The organism is Gordonia sp. NPDC003376, from assembly GCF_053589235.1.
In genome coordinates, this window is sequence record NZ_JBSFRM010000024.1 from 14,718 (window position 1) to 33,133 (window position 18,416).

An 18,416-nucleotide genomic window follows, 5' to 3' on the forward strand; every position below is an offset into this window, starting at 1 on the left:
GTGTGTTTGGTGGTTGAGCTGCTGAGGAGCGCAGCGACGAGGTGTGTCGAAACCTTCGAGGTGGTTGGCGACATTGTCGGGTTGCGGGGTCTCGACACGGGTCCTCGCGATGCTCGGTCCCGGCTCGACCACCAACGAACGGTGGTTGAGCTGCTGAGGAGCGGAGCGACGAGGCGTGTGTGTTTGGTGGTTGAGCTGCTGAGGAGCGCAGCGACGAGGTGTGTCGAAACCTTCGAGGTGGTTGGCGACATTGTCGGGTTGCGGGGTCTCGACTCGGGTCCTCGCGATGCTCGGTCCCGGCTCGACCATCGGAGGGGCTTTCGGACGCTGGTCGAGCCGATGGGGTGCGGGGCAACGCGGCGTGCCGCGCGTGGCGACCGGTTTGCGTCGGGGGAGTGGGGCGCCGATTTGGTCCTGAGCTCGGTGTTCTCTACACTAGAGCGGTTGCCTGTGCACTTCAGGTGCTCGGGACACAACTGAATAGTCTCCGGTGCCGGCGAAAAGCCAAGGGCACCGGCGACGAGAACCTTCAGATACAACTATCCACTTCGTGGAAGGCCCACCGCAGGTCAGGGATTCGCATCCCCGTGCTGCGTTGTATGGGAACCGCTACGAGAAAGGTTGACGGTCAACCATGACCATGACTGACCCGATCGCAGACTTCTTGACGCGTCTGCGTAACGCCAATTCGGCGTTCCATGACGAGGTGACTCTTCCCTCGTCGAAGATCAAGGTGAACATCGCCGAGATCCTCAAGCGTGAGGGCTACATCACCGACTACCGCGTCGAGGACGCGGAGGTCGGCAAGAGCCTCATCGTCTCCCTCAAGTACGGCCCCAGCCGTGAGCGCAGCATTGCCGGTCTGCGTCGCGTGTCCAAGCCGGGTCTGCGTGTGTACGCAAAGTCCAACAACCTGCCCAAGGTCCTCGGCGGCCTCGGCGTGGCGATCATCTCCACGTCGTCCGGTCTGCTCACCGATCGTCAGGCAGCCAACCAGGGTGTGGGCGGCGAAGTCCTCGCCTACGTCTGGTAAGGGAGGTAGCAACACATGTCACGTATCGGTAAGAACCCGATCCAGATCCCGGCTGGTGTCACCGTCTCCATCGACGGTCAGAACGTCACCGTCAAGGGACCCAAGGGTGAGCTCACCCACGCCGTCACCGAGCCGATCGCCGTCGCCCAGGAAGACGGCGCCATCGTGGTGACCCGCCCCAACGACGAGCGTCGCAGCCGTGCCCTGCACGGCCTGAACCGTTCGCTGGTGAACAACCTGGTCACCGGCGTCACGCAGGGCTACACCACGAAGATGGAGATCTTCGGTGTCGGCTACCGCGTCCAGGCCAAGGGCAAGGACCTCGAGTTCGCGCTCGGTTACAGCCACCCCGTGCCGATCGAGGCTCCCGAGGGCATCACCTTTGCCGTCGAGTCGCCCACCAAGTTCTCGGTGTCGGGTATCGATAAGCAGCAAGTCGGCCAGATCTCGGCGAACATCCGCCGCCTGCGTCGTCCGGACCCCTACAAGGGCAAGGGCATTCGCTACGAGGGTGAGCAGATCCGTCGCAAGGTCGGAAAGACGGGTAAGTAAGCCATGAGTGATACCGCAACCAAGAACGATCGCAAGCCCCTCGGCAAGGACGTCTCGACCCGTCGTCGCACCGCGACCACCCGTCGTCACTTCCGCCTGCGCAAGAAGGTCTCCGGCACGCCTGAGCGTCCGCGCCTGGCCGTCAAGCGTTCCAGCCGTCACATCCACGTGCAGGTCATCGACGACCTGGCCGGCAAGACCCTGGCTGCCGCGTCGACCATCGAGGCCGACGTCCGCGCTGCCGGTGGTGACAAGTCGGCGCAGGCCCGCAAGGTCGGCGAGCTGATCGCCGCCCGCGCCAAGGCCGCCGGTGTCGAGGCCGTCGTGTTCGACCGTGGTGGCAAGGAGTACCACGGCCGGATCGCCGCGCTCGCCGACGCCGCCCGTGAGGGAGGCCTGAGCTTCTGATGACCACTCTTATCTTCACCAACATGACCGGAGGGAACCTCTGATGCCCGGACGTCAGCGTGACGGCGGAAACGGACCCGCCGGTAACGACAACAACAACCCGAACGCCGGTGGCGATCGCAACGACCGTCGCGGTGGCCGCGACCGTCGCGGCGGTGACCGTGGTGGTCGCGACCAGGATCGCAACCAGCTCGAGCGCGTCGTCGCGATCAACCGCGTCTCCAAGGTGGTCAAGGGTGGCCGCCGGTTCTCCTTCACCGCCCTCGTGGTGGTCGGTGACGGCCAGGGCATGGTCGGCGTCGGCTACGGCAAGGCCAAGGAAGTTCCGGCCGCGATCCAGAAGGGCGTCGAAGAGGCTCGCAAGAACTTCTTCCGCGTGCCGCTGATCGGCGGCACCGTGACCCACCCGGTCCAGGGCGAGGCAGCTGCCGGTGTCGTGATGCTGCGTCCGGCCAGCCCGGGTACCGGTGTGATCGCCGGTGGCGCCGTGCGCGCCGTGCTCGAGTGCGCCGGTGTGCGTGACGTGCTCGCCAAGAGCCTCGGCTCGGACAACGCCATCAACGTCGTCCACGCGACCGTGGCAGCCCTGAAGATGCTGCAGCGTCCGGAAGAGGTCGCCGCACGTCGTGGTCTGCCGATCGAAGACGTCGCTCCCGCGGGCATGCTCCGGGCGCGCGCAGGGCAGGGAGTCTAAACCATGGCCGAGCTGAAGATCACCCAGATCAAGGGCACCATCGGTACCAAGAAGAACCAGCGTGACAGCCTGCGGACCCTCGGACTGAGGGGCATCCGCAAGAGCGTCACCCGCGAGGACAATGCGGTCAATCGCGGCCTCATCAACGTGGTGCGGCACCTCGTGACAGTCGAAGAGGTTAAGTAATGACCATCAAGCTCCATCACCTGCGCCCCGCGCCGGGTGCGAAGACCGAGAAGACCCGTGTGGGTCGCGGTGAGGGCTCCAAGGGTAAGACCGCCGGTCGCGGCACCAAGGGCACCAAGGCCCGCAAGAACGTCCCCGCCGGCTTCGAGGGCGGCCAGATGCCGATCCACATGCGGCTGCCGAAGCTCAAGGGCTTCACCAACCGCAACCGGATCGAGTACCAGGTCGTCAACGTCGGCGACATCGCGAAGCTGCTCCCGCAGGGCGGCACCATCGGCGTCGACGAGCTCGTCGCCGCGGGTGCGGTTCGCAAGAACCAGCTCGTGAAGGTTCTCGGCGACGGCGAGCTGGGCGTGGCGGTCAACGTCACCGCCGACAAGTTCACCGCTTCGGCCAAAGAGAAGATCGCCGCTGCCGGTGGCAGCGTGACCGAGCTCTGACACAACCGATATGTGCCGGGTCCGCAGTGGGAGGCGAGCAATCGTCCCCACTGCGGACTTCGGTGTTCTGTCGTCATCGGTGAGGCCGGTCGCCGCGCGGACGTCGTGCGATCGTCGGAACACGACGACGTCACAGCGTCCGTCTGACCGGCACCGATCCGGCGGCTGTTAGAGTTTCACACGGTGTTGCCCAGCAACCCGATCAACGTCGATAGCCGAGCACGTGCAACCGGGATCCCGGTGACCCTGATGCGTGGTCGTCCAAGGAGGAATTAGTGCTCTCCCCCCTCGTCGCGGCCTTTCGGACGCCCGATCTGAGGAAGAAGATCCTCTTCGTCGTCGGCATCATCGTGCTCTATCGACTGGGTGCGACGGTCCCGTCACCGGGAGTGAACTACAAGGTCGTCCACGAGTGCCTCGACACGCTCAACAGCGGTGGCGGCAACCAGGTCTACTCGCTGATCAACCTGTTCTCCGGCGGCGCGCTGCTGCAGCTGTCGGTGTTCGCGATCGGCATCATGCCCTACATCACGGCGAGCATCATCGTGCAGCTGCTGACCGTGGTCATCCCGCGCTTCGAGCAGTTGCGCAAGGAAGGCCAGTCCGGCCAGGCCAAGATGACGCAGTACACCCGCTACCTGACGGTGGCGCTCGCATTGCTGCAGGCCACCGGCATCGTCGCCCTCGCCGACCGCGGAAACCTGCTCCCGTCCAACTGTGACCAGCCGCTCAACGACCAGTCCATCTTCGGACTGGCGATCATCGTGCTCGTCATGACCGCCGGCGCCTGCCTGGTCATGTGGTTCGGTGAGCTGATCACCGAGCGCGGCATCGGCAACGGTATGTCGCTGCTCATCTTCGCCGGCATCGCCGCCCGTATCCCCGCCGAGGGTCGCACCATCCTGACCAGCCGCGGTGGTCTCGTCTTCGCCCTCGTGTGTTTGGCCGCGCTCATCATCGTGGTCGGCGTGGTGTTCATCGAGCAGGGTCAGCGTCGTATCCCGGTGCAGTACGCCAAGCGCATGGTCGGCCGCAAGATGTACGGCGGATCGTCGACCTATCTGCCCCTCAAGGTCAACCAGGCCGGCGTCATCCCGGTGATCTTCGCATCGTCGCTGCTGTATCTGCCGCAGCTGATCGTGGAGCTCACCAGAGGGTCGGACGCGCCCAACGGATGGCAGCTGTGGGTGCAGACGTACCTGACCGACCCGAGCAATTACGTCTACATCATCGTCTACTTCCTGATGATCATCTTCTTCACGTACTTCTACGTGGCGGTGACCTTCAATCCGGAAGAACGCGCCGATGACATGAAGAAGTACGGCGGCTTCATCCCAGGAATTCGCCCCGGTCAGCCGACCGCCGACTACCTCGGATACGTGCTGAGCCGCATCACCCTGCCAGGCTCCATCTACCTGGGTATCATCGCCGTACTGCCGAACCTGTTCCTCGAGATCGGGAACAGCGGTGGTGTACAGAACCTGCCATTTGGGGGCACGGCCGTCCTGATCATGGTCGGTGTGGGTCTGGACACCATGAAGCAGATCAACAGTCAATTGATGCAACGCAAGTACGAAGGATTCCTGAAGTGAGACTTGTCATTCTCGGCCCCCCCGGAGCAGGTAAGGGTACCCAGGCGGAACTGCTGAGCGAAGCGCTCGGCATCCCGCACATCTCCACCGGAGACCTGTTCCGCGCGAACATCTCACAGGGAACGCCGGTCGGTATCGAGGCCAAGCGTTACCTCGACGCCGGAGACCTCGTGCCGTCGGAGATCACCGTCGACATGGTCCGCGCCCGCGTATCCGAGCCGGATGCCGCGAAGGGCTTCATCCTCGACGGCTTCCCGCGCTCGACCGAGCAGGCCGATGCCCTCAAGGACATCCTGGCCAACGCCGGCGGATCCCTCGACGCCGTGCTGTCGTTCGTCGTCGACGCCGACGTCGTGGTGGAGCGGATGCTCTCCCGCGGTCGCGCCGACGACACCGAGGCCGTCATCCGCAACCGCATGTCGGTGTACCAGTCGGAGACCGCGCCGCTGCTCGACTACTACGGCGATCAGGTCAAGACCATCGACGCCGTCGGCGACATCAACGATGTGCACCAGCGCGTGCTGAGCGCTCTCGGGGCGGGCGTCTCCTAGGGGGCCGTGTCTCCCTCCCTGCGCGGTTCTTTGCGGCCGGCAGACGAATGGGGAGACACCACCCTCGCGAGACACCACCACAGTGATCTCCCGACGCCGGGCCACACCGATCGATCGGTGTGGCCCGGCGTCCTATTTGCTCTAGGGGTTGGACATGGGATTCCGTAAGAAGCGCGTACCTTTCCGCAGCGCAGGCGAACTCGACGCGATGGCCGCAGCCGGCGCGATCGTCGGTGCCGCGCTCGTCGCCGTCCGCGACGCCGCAAAGGTGGGTGTGAGCACACTCGACCTCGACGAGGTCGCCGAAACCGTCATCCGCGAGGCCGGCGCCGTGCCGTCGTTCAAGGGCTATCACGGGTTCCCCGGTTCGATCTGCTCGTCGGTCAACGACGTGGTGGTGCACGGCATCCCGTCGGCCGACGTGGTGCTCGCCGAGGGCGACCTCGTGTCGATCGACTGCGGCGCCATCCTCGACGGCTGGCACGGGGATTCCGCCTGGACCTTCGGTGTGGGCGCGCTCACCCAGGACGACGCCGAGTTGTCGGAGGCCACGCGACTGTCGATGGAGGCGGGTATCGCCGCGATGATCGAGGGCAACCGACTCACCGACATCTCGCACGCGATCGAGAACGGAACACATGACGCCGAACGGAAGTTCGGCCGGTCCTTCGGCATCGTCGACGGCTACGGCGGGCACGGCATCGGCCGCGAGATGCACATGGACCCGTTCCTGGCCAACGAGGGCGCACCCGGCAAGGGGCCGCACCTGGTGATCGGTTCGACCCTGGCGATCGAACCGATGCTCACCCTCGGCACCTGCGACACCTCCGTCCTCGACGACGACTGGACCGTCGTCACCGACGATGGCACCCGCGCCGCACACTGGGAACACACCTTCGCGGTCACCGCCGACGGCCCCCGAATCCTGACACCGCGACCCGCCGGGGCCTGACACCCGCGAGGGGCCGAACACCTGCAGGGGTCGGGACCGGCCCGTCGTCCACGCCGGTTCACGCGTACGGCAACGGATCCACGACGTCGTCGACGAATTCGGGACCGATCACGGTCCAACCGGGCGTCCCGACGGCGTGTGCGTCGTAGTGTTGTTCATGCACCTTCATGTGTCCTGGCGTGAAGCCGCGCGTCGGCTGCCGTTCACCTTTGCGCTGATCCTCACGCTGGTGGTCGTGGGCGTGGCGACCGGATCGCTGTGGGGAAGGGCCTCGGACAAATCCTGGTATCGCGACGTGGCGTTCGGACTGCCCGCCCTCCGCGAGGGCCGATGGTGGACTCCGCTCAGTTCGGTGGTCGTCGAACCCGGACCCTGGCTGTACCTGGTCTTCGTCGCAGTGGTCGCGATCGGAATGGGTTGGGCCGAATGGCAACTCGGCACCGTGAAGGCGATCCTCGTCGGCGTCGGTGGGCATGTGGTGTCGTGCCTGCTGACCGTCGCCCTGGTGTGGCTGTTCTCTTCGGGATTCACCTCGTGGCGCTGGGCCGACCAGCTCGCCGACACCCGGGCGACGGGGGTCGGAGCACTGGTGGTGTCGGCAGTGGCGGTCGCCTCGGCAACCATCCGCTCACCGTGGCGGCTGCGCGTGCGGGTGCTGCTGGGTTCTGTCGTCGCGATCGTCTTCTTGTTCCAGGGCACGCTTGCCTCGGTGGAATATGTTCTCGCGGCGGTGATCATGCTGATCGTCGGCGAGAAGTTCTTCGCGGTCAACGAACACGGATATGTGCCGCGGACCCGCCGCGAGGTCCGGATGCTCGGCTGTGCGTCGCTGGTGGTGATCGCGGGCGCCAACCTGATGGTGTTCCTGTTCCCGGGCAGCGGACCACTGGGCCCGACCGATGCCGGTGACGAATCGGTGTTCACCATGCTGATCGGTCTGGTGATCAATCTCCTGATCGCCGACCAGCTCCGGCGCGGTAAGCGCTGGGCGTGGTGGGTGGCGGTGATCCTCGGTGCGCTCAACGTGATCGTGACCACGGTGGTGATCGCCCTGGTGGCGTTCACCGACGTCGACACCCGAGGCGCGGTGACCGTCGGTACGACGCTGCTGTGGGGGCTGGTGCTGGCGATCCTCATCCCGGGGCGGTTCGCATTCGCGGTGCCGTGGCGGGTGCGGCACATCGGGACATCGGCCGGTGAGGTGGAGAACGAGCCGGTCGACCACGTGCGGGCGCTGCTGGCGGAGTTCGGCGGCGGCACGATGTCGTGGATGACGACGTGGCCCGGGAACCACTACCTGTTCACCGACGACGGACGGTCGGTGGTGACCTATCAGCCTCACGTCGGAACGCTTCTCGCGCTGGCCGATCCGGTCTGCGCACCGGACCGGCGGCGCGCCGCGGTGGACGCCTTCGTCGACCTCGCCGAGAGATCGGGCGCCACACCCTGCTGGTTCTCGATCGGCAGCGAGACATCGGAGATCATCACCGATCGCGGATGGCTCAGCATCCAGATCGCCGAGGACACCATCGTCGACCTGCCGGACCTGGAGTTCAAGGGCAAACCATGGCAACACGTGCGGTCGGCGATGAACAAGGCGGCCAAGCAGGACATCTCGATGCGGATGGTCGTCCTGCCCGAGGAGTCGTTCGCTGTCCGCACCCAGGTCCGCGCGATCTCCGAGGAATGGGTCGGGGACAAGGGGCTTCCCGAGATGGGATTCACTCTCGGCAGCGTCGAGGAGGCGATGGACCCGCAGGTGCGGGTGGCCCTCGCGGTGGACCCGGACGGCAATGTGCACGGGGTGCTGTCGTGGTTGCCGGTGTTCGCACCCGGCGGTGATGTCGCGGGCTGGACGCTCGACATCATGCGTCGGCGCACCGATGGTTTCGGACCGGTGGTGGAGTATCTGATCGCGTCGTCGGCGGTGGCGTTCAAAGACGAGGGTGCCCAGTTCATCTCGTTGTCGGGGGCGCCGCTGGCACGGACCGGGGAATCAGACGCCGAACCACTGGACAACCTGCTCGACGCGTTGGGGCAAGCGCTGGAACCGTATTACGGATTCCGGTCGCTGCACACGTTCAAGAAGAAGTTCAACCCCCGGTACGAGCCGGTGTATCTCGCGTTCCGGGACGAGTCGGATCTTCCCCGGATCGGGTTGGCGGTGTCGCGGGCGTATCTGCCCGATGCGACCGCGGGGCAACTGCTCCGGCTGGCCGCCTCCGCCAAGGAGGACTGACCCGGCGCCGGCGTCGTCTGCTCCGAGTGCGAGGCGCCGAGGCCGGCCGAGCACCACCGACGACGTCGAATCCTGTTGGTCACCAGTGGGTCACCTGGCGTGGGGTGCGCGCGCACGCATCCGTCGACGGCTGGTCACCGGAACGCCACCGGATCGTTCGCAAGGCGTACGAATCGGGCTGAATACTCCCCCGAGTGCCTGCGGTGACCGAACATGTACTGCCCCCAGCGGGGCGACGACGTCCGTGGCGTACCTACGCGTTGTTCCTCGCTATCGTCGGCCCGAATCTCATTCTGCTGGCGGTGTTCACCTACCGTCCGCTGATCGAGAACATCCGGATGTCGTTCTACGACTGGAACATCTCGTCACCGGGCGCCACGTTCATCGGCTGGGCGAACTATCGTGAATGGGCGACCCGCTCGGACACCTGGACGATCGTCTCGAACACCGTGATCTTCACGCTGTTCGCGGTGGTGGGCAGCATGGTGATCGGGCTGGCGCTCGCGCTGCTGCTCGATCGTGCGCTCAGGGGACGAAACCTGGTGCGGTCGACCATCTTCGCTCCGTTCGTCATCTCCGGCGCCGCGGTGGGCATCGCCTTCCAGTTCGTCTTCGATCCGCACTTCGGCCTGATCAACGACCTGATGTCGCGGTTCGGGCTCGGTGCGGCGCCGGATTTCTACCAGCAGCCGCACTGGGCGCTGTTCATGGTGACGGTGACCTACCTGTGGAAGAACATCGGCTACACCTTCGTCATCTACCTCGCCGCGCTGCAGGCCCGACGCAGTGACCTTGACGAGGCCGCGAAGATCGACGGGGCCGGTCCCGCAACACATTTCCGGCGCGTCCTACTGCCGCAGCTGCGCCCCACGACCTACTTCCTGTCGATCACGGTGATGCTCAACTCGCTGCAGGTCTTCGACATCATCAACGTGATGACCCGCGGCGGGCCGCTCGGTAACGGCACCACCACGATGGTCTATCAGGTGTACGAGGAGTCGTTCCGGAACTTCCGTGCCGGCTACGGCGCCACCGTCGCGACGATCATGTTCCTCGTGTTGCTGATCATCACCGTCGCGCAGGTGCGGTTCATGGATCGAGAGGGCTGATGAGCACGTCGACCAGGTCACGGATCGCCATCGTCTGCGGCTACGTCGCAATGCTGCTGGTGGTGCTCGTCGTGGCCCTGCCGCTGGTGTGGATCGTGCTGGCGTCCTTCAAGGACCGCTCCGAGATCTACGTCCAGCCCGCGATCTGGTGGCCGTCCGCCTGGCATCCCGAGAACTATACGGAGGCAACGACATCGGTGCCATTCTGGCAGTTCCTCCGGAACTCGATCATCGTCACGGGAATCCTCACCGTGGTGAAGTTCGTGCTCGGAGTGCTCAGCGCCTACGGGCTGGTGTTCCTCCGGTTCCCGTTCAAGAACGTGGTGTTCATCGTGATCATCGCGGCCCTGATGGTGCCCAACCAGATCACCGTGATCACCAACTATTCGCTGGTCGCGCAACTCGGTTTCCGTAACACCTTCATCGGCATCATCGTGCCGCTGGCGGGGGTGGCATTCGGGACCTTCTTGATGCGCAACCACTTTCTGTCCATCCCCGGCGAGATCATCGAGGCCGCGCGGATGGACGGTGCAGGTCACCTGCGGCTGCTGCTGCGGGTGGTGCTGCCGATCTCGATCCCCACGATGGTCGCCTTCGCGCTCATCACCCTGGTCAACGAGTGGAACGAATATCTGTGGCCGTTCTTGATGGCCGACGACTACTCCGTGGCCACCCTGCCGGTGGGTCTGACCCAGCTGCAGAACAACGACGGTGTCACCAACTGGGGCCCGGTGATGGCTGCGACCGTGCTGGCGATGCTACCGATTCTGGTGGTGTTCCTGGTGCTGCAACGTCAGATGATCAAGGGCCTGACCTCCGGAGCGGTCAAAGGCTGACCGCCTCGGGCACAACGTATCTCGACAACAACCACAAAAGGGGTATGACAGCATGACCGACATCTCGCGTCGCGGGTTCCTCACCGCGGCCGCCGCAGCGGCCGCCGGCCTGACCCTGGCCGCGTGCGCCGGGTCCGGCGACGGCGGTTCCTCCTCGTCGTCCGGTGGCGGCGACGCCGGCAACCTCACCTGGTGGTCGAACCACCCGGGCAAGTCCGGGGATGTGGAGAAAGAACTGATCAGCCGGTTCGAGGCCGCCAATCCCGGCATCAAGGTGCAGTTGGTCGACGGTGGCAAGAACTACGAAGAGGTCGCGCAGAAGTTCAACGCGGCACTGTCGGGGGGATCGGTGCCCGACATCGTCGTGCTGTCGGATGTGTGGTGGTTCAACTTCGCACTGATGGGCGCGATCTCGCCGCTCGACGACCTCTTCGGCAAGGCCGGGGTGAACACCTCGGAGTACGTCGCCTCGCTGGTCGCCGACTACGAGTGGAACAACCAGCACTGGGCGTTGCCGTATGCCCGCTCGACCCCGCTGTTCTACTACAACAAGGACGTCTGGTCCAAAGCCGGTCTGCCCGACCGCGGTCCGGCGAGCTGGCAGGAATTCGGCGAGTGGGGCCCCAAGATCCAGCAGGTCGTGGGTTCCGGTAAGCAGGCGCACGGGTGGGGTAACGCCACCGACTACCTCGGCTGGACCTTCGAGGGACCCACCTGGACCTTCGGCGGTGCGTACTCCGATCAGTGGGAGCTGAAGTTCACCGATCCCAAGACGATCCAGGCGGCACAGTACCTGTCGGATTCGATCAACAAGGACAGGTACGCAGCGATCTCCAACGACATCGCCGCCGACTTCAGCGCGGGGATCATCGCCTCGACCATCGCGTCGACCGGTGACCTCTCCGGCATCACCAAGGGCGCCTCGTTCGACTTCGGCACCGCGTTCCTGCCGGCGCCGAACGGTGTGAAGGGCTGCCCGACGGGTGGTGCGGGCCTGGCCATCCCGGCCAAGATCTCCGATGAGCGGAAGGTCAACGCGCTCAAGTTCATCGACTTCATCACCAATACCGCCAACACCTCGTACTTCTCGCAGAACGTCGGCTACATGCCGGTCCGCGCCGGCGCGGCGAGCGATCCGTCGATGGCGGCGTTCCTGGCGAAGAACCCGAACTTCACGACCGCCATCGAACAGCTGCCGAACACCAGGTCGCAGGACTACGCGCGCGTGTTCCTGCCCGGTGCGGACAAGATCATCGGTACGGGTTACGAGCAGATCGGGCTGCAGAACGCCGATGTGACCAAAGCGCTCGGCGACGTCCAGCAGCAGTTGCAGCGGATCTACGACGGCCAGATCAAGCCCAAGCTGCCGGCCTGATCGGCCACCGAAGTCGATGACCCGGGGAACGATCCGATCGGATCGTTCCCCGGTGATCATCACCCCATCCCGTGACACGGCGCCGGCTGACAGCGCCGTGCGACAGAGCAGGATTCGAGAGATCTCATGGCCTCAGTGACCTTTGATGCGGCGACCCGCCGATTCGCCGACGACATGCCGCCCGCCGTCGACGCCCTCGACCTGCACATCGGGGACGGCGAGTTCATGGTGCTCGTCGGACCGTCCGGGTGTGGCAAGTCCACCACGCTGCGCATGCTCGCCGGACTCGAGTCGATCGAGTCGGGCCGTATCCTGATCGACGCCGGCGACGTGTCGGGGATGGCGCCCAAAGAACGCGACGTGGCGATGGTCTTCCAGAACTATGCGCTGTATCCCAACATGACCGTCGCGGGGAACATGGGCTTCGCCCTGCGCAATGCCGGGATGTCCAAGGCCGACACCGCTGCCCGCGTCGCCGAGGTCGCCCGGATGCTCGAACTCGAGGCCTTTCTGGACCGTAAGCCCGCGAAACTGTCCGGCGGACAGCGTCAGCGGGTCGCGATGGGACGGGCGATCGTGCGGCGCCCGCAGGTGTTCTGCATGGACGAACCGTTGTCCAATCTCGACGCCAAGCTTCGGGTCGGCACGCGCGCCCAGATCGCGTCCCTGCAACGCGAACTCGGCACCACCACGCTCTACGTCACCCACGATCAGGTGGAGGCGATGACGATGGGGCATCGTGTCGCCGTCCTGGATCGTGGTGTGCTGCAGCAGGTCGGGACCCCACGGGAGATCTATCGCCGACCGGCCAACATGTTCGTCGCCGGGTTCATGGGGACTCCGCAGATGTGTTTGGTCGACGCCGACACCTCGACCGGCACAGCATCATTCGCCGGCGTCGAGGTGCCGCTGCCGACCGGTGCGCCGGCCCGCACGACGGTGGGGCTGCGCGCCGAGGCGTGGGAACTCGGGCCGGTGGGTCCGGGTGCGGTGACCGCACAGGTCGACCTCGTGGAGGAACTCGGGGCCGAGCAGTTCGTGTACTGCACCGCCGACGCCGCGATCCGACATGGCCGCATCGTCGTTCGCGCCGATCATCGTCAGGAGTTCGTCGTCGGCGAGGAGATCGGCCTGACACCGGTCGTTCGGGAACTGCACTGGTTCGACACCGAGTCCGGGGAGCGGTTCGACATCTGACGTGTCCCGGCGGTGGTGACTGCAACCGGTCGTGGGGACGGTACCCGGTCGACGGGATGTGGTGTCCGGTGAACGTGTTGGGGTGCCCGGTCGATGCGATGTGGCGCCCGGTCGACGGGAGACGGTGCGGTCAGGCGACGGTGATGTCGGTGACGCGTTCGGTGTGGGTGTACAGCACCATCGACTCGCCGCGGACGAAGCCGGCCAGGGTGAGGCCCTGTTCGTCGGCCAGATCGGCGGCCAGCGACGACGGTGCCGACACCGCCGCCAGCATCGGGATGCCGGCCATCACCGCTTTCTGCACGAGCTCGAATCCGGCCCGTCCGGACACCTGCAGGATGTGGCCGCGCAGCGGCAGCAGGTCCCGCGCCAGGGCCCATCCGATCACCTTGTCCACTGCGTTGTGGCGTCCGATGTCCTCGCGGATCACCAGCATCTCGCCGGTGGCCGCATCGATCAACCCGGCTGCGTGCAACCCGCCGGTCTTGTCGAAGGTCTTCTGCCCCTGGCGAAGTCGATCCGGTAGCGCCAGAACCGTCGCGGCGTCCACACGCATGTCGTCGGCGCCGAGGTCGAACCGTGAACGGACTGCGACGTCATCGATGCTGTCCTTGCCGCACACTCCGCAGGCGCTGCTCGCCGGTAGTGACCGGTTGGGTTCGGGCGGCGTGACGTGCGGGGCGAGGGCGACGTCGAGGACGTTGTAGGTGTTGGCGCCGGTGGCGTCGGTCCCGGCGCAGTACCGGGCGGTGACGAGGTCGTCGGCGCGCGCGATGATGCCCTCGGACACCAGGAATCCGGCCGCGAGATCCACATCGTTGCCGGGCGTGCGCATGGTGACGGTGAAGGACTGCCCACCGATCCGGATCTCCAGTGGTTCCTCGCCCGCGAGGGTGTCGGCGCGTGTGGTGGGTTCGGTCCCGCGTCGGATGCGGACCACACGGCGACGGGCGGTGACGCGGCCCATCAGACCTCCAACAGGATTGTCACCGGGCCGTCGTTGACCAGGTCGACCTCCATGTGGGCGCCGAAACGCCCGGTGGCCACCTGTGCACCGGCATCGCGCAGCGCGGCGGCGACGGCGTCGACGAGGGGTTCGGCGACGGGGCCGGGTGCGGCCGCGTTCCACGACGGTCGTCGGCCCTTGGCGGTGTTGGCGTACAGGGTGAACTGGCTGATCACCAGGATCGGAGCGCCCAGGTCGGCGGCGGCACGCTCCGGTCCGCCGTCGGCCCCGCCGAAGATCCGCAACCGCCAGATCTTGTCGGCGAGGGTGGCCGCCGAATCCGAGGTGTCGTCATGGGTGACGCCGACGAGGGCGACGAGCCCGTGCCCGCCGGGAGCGATGTCGAGGGCACCGACCACCTCGCCGTCGACCCGGACGCTGGCCTCGGTGACTCGCTGGATGACCGCACGCACCGGTCCAGCATGCCAGGTGGGGCCGGGGCGTAGGTGCCGGGCCGACGACGGGCACCGGTCGGGGGCGAACGGTCGCGGCCAGGGGAGTGACCGCGATCCGCGGGTAGCGTGGCCAGGGTGAGGCGAGGGGCGACCTCGACGCACACCAAACGCACACACCACGGACTTCACACCCGGGCGTACTCGCTGTGGGAATTCTCCGGGACGCGGAGTCGTGCGGTGACATCACAGGGAGGATTCACGTGTCCACGACCGACCGATCTGCACATGTCGAACGATTCGGAACCCACGGCGTCTGGGGCGGGTGGGGGCAGTTCTCCCCGGACCAGGCCGCCGAGTTCGAGAACCTGGGTGTCGGCACCATCTGGCTCGGTGGATCGCCACAGCATCTGAAGCCGGTTCGCAAGGTACTCGAGGCCACCGAACACATCACCGTGGCCACCGGGATCGTCAACATCTGGAACACCGACGCCGCGACGATCGCCGGCGAGTTCCATGCCCTCGAGAGCGACTTCCCGGGGCGCTTCTATCTCGGGATCGGTGCCGGACACCCGGAGGCGACCGCCGAGTACACCACCCCGTACGCCGCGGTGAACGCCTACCTCGACGTGCTCGACGCCCAGGGCGTGCCCACGCTGCGCCGGGTGCTGGCCGCGCTCGGCCCCAAGATGCTGCGCCTGTCCGCCGACCGGGCGCTGGGTGCCCACCCGTATCTGACGCCGCCGGCACACACTCGGGTCGCGCGCGAGACCCTCGGTGACGGGGTGCTGCTGGCACCCGAGCACAAGGTGGTGCTCGACACCGATCCGGTCGCGGCGCGCAAGGTCGGTCGACCGCCGGTCGACAACCCCTACCTGCACCTGCGCAACTACACGTCGAACCTCAAACGGCTCGGCTACACCGATGCCGACATCGCCGACGGGGGCAGTGACGACCTGATCGACGCGCTCGTCGCGCACGGTGACGACGTCGCCGTCCGGAGTCAGGTGGACGCCCACCTCGCCGCCGGGGCCGACCACGTCGCGATCCAGGTGCTCGGGTCGCAGACCCCGACGATCGACATCGCCAGGATTCTCGGGGCGATCTGACCGAACCGCTCCGGCCGGACGTCGCTGCTCCGGCCGGCGAGTCGCCGGGGCAGGGGTCTCGACGGATGCGGACTTCACCGGTGATGTGTGCGAAGATGGCATCTGCGAGATGCCCTTTCTTTGTGTGTGGATCGAACCTTCGACAAGTCTGATTCTCACACTCGGACAAGGGCATCTCGTGCTTCCGGCGCCGTATCGGGCCCGGATTCTTCCACCCGGATCGGCGGAGTCAGGTTGAGCCGATGACGAGCGCAGGGCGGATTCACGGGGTCAGCGACGAGACGGTTGTGTTCGATGGTTGAGCCGATGAGGAGCGCAGCGACGAGGCGTGTGTTGCGCTGACCCCTTGAATCCGCCCAGCGACGAGGCGTGTGTTTTCGATGGTTGAGCCGAGGAGGAGCGCAGCGACGAGGCGTGTCGAAACCTCCGTCGGCCGACGTCGGTGGGCGGCCACCTCGGAGGTGGGTGCGGACCAGCGAGTCTCACCGGATCTCGACGGCCGGTCGGTGTCGCTTCGCGACAACGTCCTGATCGATCATCGATGAGGGTCTCTCGGTTGCAGGCTGGTTGAGCCGTGTGTTTTCGGTGGTTGAGCGTGAATCCACCGATCGGGCGGACCGGTCAGGCCCGATAGACCTCGGGTTCCTTCATCACCAGGGCGATCAGCCAGCCGACCACCGAGATGACGATGGCGCCGAAGACCGCCGACCACCAGAAGCTGTCCACTTCGAGGCCCCAGCCGGTGGTGTTGCGGGTGAACCACGAGGTCAGCTCGATCATCAGTGCATTGATGATGATGTGGATCAGACCGAGCGTGAGGATGTAGAGCGGGATCGACAGGATCTGCACGATCGGCTTGATGAACGAGTTGATCACGCCGAAGACCAGCGCGACGAAGAAGACGATGCCCACCTTCTGCCAGGTGGCGTCGTCGACATCCCAGACGAAGAACAGACCCGGGACGATCAACGTGGCGATCCAGAGCGACAGGCCGGTGAACACGGTGCGGATCAGGAAGGCGCGCATGCGCAATATTCTGCCAGTGGATGTGGCGCCGACCACGCTCCTGTGTCGACTCGGAGTGGGTCGATCGTGCCGGTTTGGACTGTTCCCGCAGTTCGCGTAAGATCGAACGTCGGTGCGCACTGCGCGCCGGTATGTGCGTGTCATGGGTCCGGGTCACCGGGGCCGTTCGGGCCTGCCGGTGACGCCCAGGCGTGCCAACACAGTAACGGAAACGTACGGATTCAACCGGGTGACGTCGCGGCGTCACCAGGATCGCGGAGGACATGGCGAAGAAAGACGGGGCCATCGAGGTCGAGGGTCGGGTGATCGAGCCGCTGCCGAATGCGATGTTTCGCATCGAGCTGGAGAACGGTCACAAGGTGCTCGCCCACATCAGCGGCAAGATGCGGCAGCACTACATCCGCATCCTGCCCGAGGATCGGGTCGTCGTGGAACTGTCGCCCTACGACCTCGGTCGTGGGCGGATCGTCTACCGCTACAAGTAAGAACCTCCCGGCCCAACCGGTTCGGGAAACCACACCTGCAGGGAGCGGTCGTGAGGTCGTGCCCTGTGGGCGACAACAGGAGAGATTGACGTGAAGGTTCAGCCGAGCGTCAAGCCGATCTGTGAGAAGTGCAAAGTGATCCGCCGCAACGGCCGGGTCATGGTGATCTGCGAGAACCTGCGCCACAAGCAGCGTCAGGGCTGAGCACACCCACACCAGATCGCTTGGTGAAACACCACAAGTGAAAACAGTGGACAACTGAATACGCATCAGAGCTGAACAGAACTTTGTGAAGCCCTCCCGGCACCAGCGTCGACAGACGGGTCGCCGCCCACCTCCGGTTCAGAGGCCGGAGCCTGCCACGCCAGACATCACGGTCTGGCCATCGGAGCAGGACGGACCGGGAGCAGACCTCTGAGATCAAGAAGGAATGCCACATGGCACGTGTTGCTGGTGTGGATCTCCCCCGCGAGAAGCGGCTGGAGATCGCACTGACCTACATCTATGGAGTTGGGCGTACCACCTCCAAGGAGATCCTGGCGGGTACCGGTCTGTCCGCAGACCTGCGCGCCAAGGATCTCACCGACGCCGATGTCGCCAAGCTGCGCGAATACATCGAGGCCTCGGTGAAGGTCGAGGGTGACCTGCGTCGCGAGGTGCAGGCCGATATCCGTCGCAAGATCGAGATCGGTTGCTACCAGGGTCTGCGCCACCGTCGTGGCCTGCCGGTCCACGGACAGCGCACCAAGACCAATGCCCGCACTCGTAAGGGCCCGAAGAAGACCATCGCCGGGAAGAAGAAGTAATGCCTCCGAAGTCACGTAGCGCAGGCCCCAAGAAGGGTGCACGGCGTCGCGATAAGAAGAACGTCCCGCACGGTAACGCGCACATCAAGTCGACGTTCAACAACACCATCGTCTCGATCACCGATCCGAACGGCAACGTCATCAGCTGGGCGTCGTCGGGTCACGTGGGCTTCAAGGGCTCGCGCAAGAGCACTCCGTTCGCGGCTCAGCTCGCGGCCGAGAACGCTGCGCGCAAGGCCGCTGAGCACGGCGTGAAGAAGGTCGACGTCTTCGTCAAGGGCCCGGGCTCGGGTCGTGAGACCGCCATCCGGTCGCTGCAGGCCGCCGGCCTCGAGGTCGGAACCATTTCTGATGTCACCCCGCAGCCGCACAACGGTTGCCGGCCGCCCAAGCGGCGTCGGGTCTAGCGGGAAAGGGAGGAATAGAGA

At 65.6% G+C, this 18,416-nt stretch carries 22 protein-coding genes; 19 read left to right on the plus strand and 3 right to left on the minus strand.

Translation table 11 applies throughout. The features are described 5' to 3' along the window. Nucleotides 1–634 precede the first annotated feature (634 nt). From rpsH to ACWDUA_RS20240, 14 genes are all read left to right on the plus strand, one after another. On the plus strand, nucleotides 635–1,033 hold the full coding sequence (gene rpsH, locus ACWDUA_RS20175; RefSeq protein WP_449752789.1) for a 30S ribosomal protein S8: 399 nt from the start codon (nucleotides 635–637) through the stop codon (nucleotides 1,031–1,033). Between the two features lie 15 nt (nucleotides 1,034–1,048). Then, the gene (gene rplF, locus ACWDUA_RS20180) at nucleotides 1,049–1,585 is read left to right on the plus strand and encodes a 50S ribosomal protein L6 (RefSeq protein WP_449752790.1); all 537 of its coding nucleotides are present in this window, start codon (nucleotides 1,049–1,051) and stop codon (nucleotides 1,583–1,585) included. A gap of 3 nt (nucleotides 1,586–1,588) precedes the next feature. Then, nucleotides 1,589–1,993 (plus strand): 50S ribosomal protein L18, encoded by a 405-nt coding sequence (rplR, locus tag ACWDUA_RS20185; protein WP_449752791.1) that lies wholly within the window; start codon nucleotides 1,589–1,591, stop codon nucleotides 1,991–1,993. A 43-nt stretch (nucleotides 1,994–2,036) separates the two neighbouring features. Next, the gene (gene rpsE, locus ACWDUA_RS20190) at nucleotides 2,037–2,687 is read left to right on the plus strand and encodes a 30S ribosomal protein S5 (RefSeq protein WP_449752792.1); all 651 of its coding nucleotides are present in this window, start codon (nucleotides 2,037–2,039) and stop codon (nucleotides 2,685–2,687) included. Nucleotides 2,688–2,690: 3 nt separating this feature from the next. Continuing rightward, on the plus strand, nucleotides 2,691–2,873 hold the full coding sequence (rpmD, locus tag ACWDUA_RS20195) for a 50S ribosomal protein L30 (protein ID WP_449752793.1): 183 nt from the start codon (nucleotides 2,691–2,693) through the stop codon (nucleotides 2,871–2,873). After that, on the plus strand, nucleotides 2,873–3,313 hold the full coding sequence (gene rplO / locus ACWDUA_RS20200; RefSeq protein ID WP_449752794.1) for a 50S ribosomal protein L15: 441 nt from the start codon (nucleotides 2,873–2,875) through the stop codon (nucleotides 3,311–3,313). Before rpmD ends, rplO begins: the two co-directional genes overlap by 1 nt. Nucleotides 3,314–3,588: 275 nt before the next feature. Next, nucleotides 3,589–4,905 carry a preprotein translocase subunit SecY gene (gene secY / locus ACWDUA_RS20205; protein ID WP_449752795.1) on the plus strand — a complete coding sequence of 439 codons (1,317 nt, stop codon included), beginning with the start codon at nucleotides 3,589–3,591 and terminating at the stop codon, nucleotides 4,903–4,905. Then, nucleotides 4,902–5,456: an adenylate kinase gene (locus ACWDUA_RS20210; protein ID WP_449752796.1), complete on the plus strand. Its 555-nt coding sequence runs from the start codon at nucleotides 4,902–4,904 to the stop codon at nucleotides 5,454–5,456. The genes secY and ACWDUA_RS20210 overlap by 4 nt, the downstream gene beginning before the upstream one ends. A 154-nt stretch (nucleotides 5,457–5,610) precedes the next feature. Then, nucleotides 5,611–6,408, plus strand: a complete 798-nt coding sequence (gene map / locus ACWDUA_RS20215; protein ID WP_449752797.1) for a type I methionyl aminopeptidase — start codon at nucleotides 5,611–5,613, stop codon at nucleotides 6,406–6,408. Between the two features lie 157 nt (nucleotides 6,409–6,565). Continuing rightward, nucleotides 6,566–8,647, plus strand: coding sequence for a bifunctional lysylphosphatidylglycerol flippase/synthetase MprF (locus tag ACWDUA_RS20220; RefSeq protein ID WP_449752798.1), 2,082 nt, complete (start codon nucleotides 6,566–6,568; stop codon nucleotides 8,645–8,647). A 194-nt stretch (nucleotides 8,648–8,841) separates the two neighbouring features. Continuing rightward, the gene (locus tag ACWDUA_RS20225) at nucleotides 8,842–9,756 is read left to right on the plus strand and encodes a carbohydrate ABC transporter permease (RefSeq protein WP_449752799.1); all 915 of its coding nucleotides are present in this window, start codon (nucleotides 8,842–8,844) and stop codon (nucleotides 9,754–9,756) included. Further along, complete coding sequence (locus tag ACWDUA_RS20230; protein WP_449752800.1) at nucleotides 9,756–10,592, plus strand: carbohydrate ABC transporter permease; 837 nt, start codon at nucleotides 9,756–9,758, stop codon at nucleotides 10,590–10,592. Before ACWDUA_RS20225 ends, ACWDUA_RS20230 begins: the two co-directional genes overlap by 1 nt. 52 nt (nucleotides 10,593–10,644) lie before the next feature. Then, a complete protein-coding gene (locus ACWDUA_RS20235; RefSeq protein ID WP_449752801.1) occupies nucleotides 10,645–11,967 on the plus strand; it encodes an ABC transporter substrate-binding protein in 1,323 nt (440 codons plus the stop codon). Nucleotides 11,968–12,093: 126 nt separating this feature from the next. Then, nucleotides 12,094–13,164 carry an ABC transporter ATP-binding protein gene (locus ACWDUA_RS20240; RefSeq protein WP_449752802.1) on the plus strand — a complete coding sequence of 357 codons (1,071 nt, stop codon included), beginning with the start codon at nucleotides 12,094–12,096 and terminating at the stop codon, nucleotides 13,162–13,164. Between the two features lie 130 nt (nucleotides 13,165–13,294). On the opposite strand, the gene fdhD is transcribed toward ACWDUA_RS20240, so the two are convergent. Together fdhD and dtd are read right to left on the minus strand one after the other, a co-directional pair. Beyond that, nucleotides 13,295–14,131: a formate dehydrogenase accessory sulfurtransferase FdhD gene (fdhD, locus tag ACWDUA_RS20245; protein ID WP_449752803.1), complete on the minus strand. Its 837-nt coding sequence runs from the start codon at nucleotides 14,129–14,131 to the stop codon at nucleotides 13,295–13,297. Continuing rightward, on the minus strand, nucleotides 14,131–14,583 hold the full coding sequence (dtd, locus tag ACWDUA_RS20250; RefSeq protein WP_449752804.1) for a D-aminoacyl-tRNA deacylase: 453 nt from the start codon (nucleotides 14,581–14,583) through the stop codon (nucleotides 14,131–14,133). Before dtd ends, fdhD begins: the two co-directional genes overlap by 1 nt. Nucleotides 14,584–14,825: 242 nt before the next feature. Here dtd and ACWDUA_RS20255 point away from each other — a divergent pair, with 242 nt between their 5' ends. Then, nucleotides 14,826–15,671 (plus strand): LLM class F420-dependent oxidoreductase, encoded by an 846-nt coding sequence (locus tag ACWDUA_RS20255; RefSeq protein ID WP_449752805.1) that lies wholly within the window; start codon nucleotides 14,826–14,828, stop codon nucleotides 15,669–15,671. A 621-nt stretch (nucleotides 15,672–16,292) separates the two neighbouring features. Here ACWDUA_RS20255 and ACWDUA_RS20260 read toward each other — a convergent pair. After that, a complete protein-coding gene (locus tag ACWDUA_RS20260) occupies nucleotides 16,293–16,697 on the minus strand; it encodes a phage holin family protein (protein WP_449752806.1) in 405 nt (134 codons plus the stop codon). Between the two features lie 263 nt (nucleotides 16,698–16,960). On the opposite strand from ACWDUA_RS20260, the gene infA reads away from it, so the two are divergent. The 4 genes from infA (at nucleotide 16,961) to rpsK (ending at nucleotide 18,395) form a co-directional block, all read left to right on the plus strand. After that, nucleotides 16,961–17,182, plus strand: a complete 222-nt coding sequence (gene infA / locus ACWDUA_RS20265; RefSeq protein ID WP_005170487.1) for a translation initiation factor IF-1 — start codon at nucleotides 16,961–16,963, stop codon at nucleotides 17,180–17,182. A gap of 90 nt (nucleotides 17,183–17,272) precedes the next feature. After that, nucleotides 17,273–17,386: a 50S ribosomal protein L36 gene (gene rpmJ, locus ACWDUA_RS20270; protein WP_005207978.1), complete on the plus strand. Its 114-nt coding sequence runs from the start codon at nucleotides 17,273–17,275 to the stop codon at nucleotides 17,384–17,386. 233 nt (nucleotides 17,387–17,619) lie between these two features. Then, nucleotides 17,620–17,988, plus strand: a complete 369-nt coding sequence (gene rpsM, locus ACWDUA_RS20275) for a 30S ribosomal protein S13 (RefSeq protein WP_020790663.1) — start codon at nucleotides 17,620–17,622, stop codon at nucleotides 17,986–17,988. After that, nucleotides 17,988–18,395 carry a 30S ribosomal protein S11 gene (rpsK, locus tag ACWDUA_RS20280; protein WP_006338095.1) on the plus strand — a complete coding sequence of 136 codons (408 nt, stop codon included), beginning with the start codon at nucleotides 17,988–17,990 and terminating at the stop codon, nucleotides 18,393–18,395. Before rpsM ends, rpsK begins: the two co-directional genes overlap by 1 nt. Nucleotides 18,396–18,416: the final 21 nt, after the last annotated feature.

Bases quoted from the DNA above. Each gene is read 5' to 3' on its own strand.
- rpsH (WP_449752789.1), top strand. From the start codon at position 635: ATGACCATGACTGACCCGATCGCAGACTTCTTGACGCGTCTGCGTAAC.
- rplF (WP_449752790.1), top strand. From the start codon at position 1,049: ATGTCACGTATCGGTAAGAACCCGATCCAGATCCCGGCTGGTGTCACC.
- rplR (WP_449752791.1), top strand. From the start codon at position 1,589: ATGAGTGATACCGCAACCAAGAACGATCGCAAGCCCCTCGGCAAGGAC.
- rpsE (WP_449752792.1), top strand. From the start codon at position 2,037: ATGCCCGGACGTCAGCGTGACGGCGGAAACGGACCCGCCGGTAACGAC.
- rpmD (WP_449752793.1), top strand. From the start codon at position 2,691: ATGGCCGAGCTGAAGATCACCCAGATCAAGGGCACCATCGGTACCAAG.
- rplO (WP_449752794.1), top strand. From the start codon at position 2,873: ATGACCATCAAGCTCCATCACCTGCGCCCCGCGCCGGGTGCGAAGACC.
- map (WP_449752797.1), top strand. From the start codon at position 5,611: ATGGGATTCCGTAAGAAGCGCGTACCTTTCCGCAGCGCAGGCGAACTC.
- ACWDUA_RS20220 (WP_449752798.1), top strand. From the start codon at position 6,566: ATGCACCTTCATGTGTCCTGGCGTGAAGCCGCGCGTCGGCTGCCGTTC.
- ACWDUA_RS20230 (WP_449752800.1), top strand. From the start codon at position 9,756: ATGAGCACGTCGACCAGGTCACGGATCGCCATCGTCTGCGGCTACGTC.
- ACWDUA_RS20235 (WP_449752801.1), top strand. From the start codon at position 10,645: ATGACCGACATCTCGCGTCGCGGGTTCCTCACCGCGGCCGCCGCAGCG.
- ACWDUA_RS20240 (WP_449752802.1), top strand. From the start codon at position 12,094: ATGGCCTCAGTGACCTTTGATGCGGCGACCCGCCGATTCGCCGACGAC.
- fdhD (WP_449752803.1), bottom strand. From the start codon at position 14,131: ATGGGCCGCGTCACCGCCCGTCGCCGTGTGGTCCGCATCCGACGCGGG.
- ACWDUA_RS20260 (WP_449752806.1), bottom strand. From the start codon at position 16,697: ATGCGCGCCTTCCTGATCCGCACCGTGTTCACCGGCCTGTCGCTCTGG.
- infA (WP_005170487.1), top strand. From the start codon at position 16,961: ATGGCGAAGAAAGACGGGGCCATCGAGGTCGAGGGTCGGGTGATCGAG.
- rpsM (WP_020790663.1), top strand. From the start codon at position 17,620: ATGGCACGTGTTGCTGGTGTGGATCTCCCCCGCGAGAAGCGGCTGGAG.
- rpsK (WP_006338095.1), top strand. From the start codon at position 17,988: ATGCCTCCGAAGTCACGTAGCGCAGGCCCCAAGAAGGGTGCACGGCGT.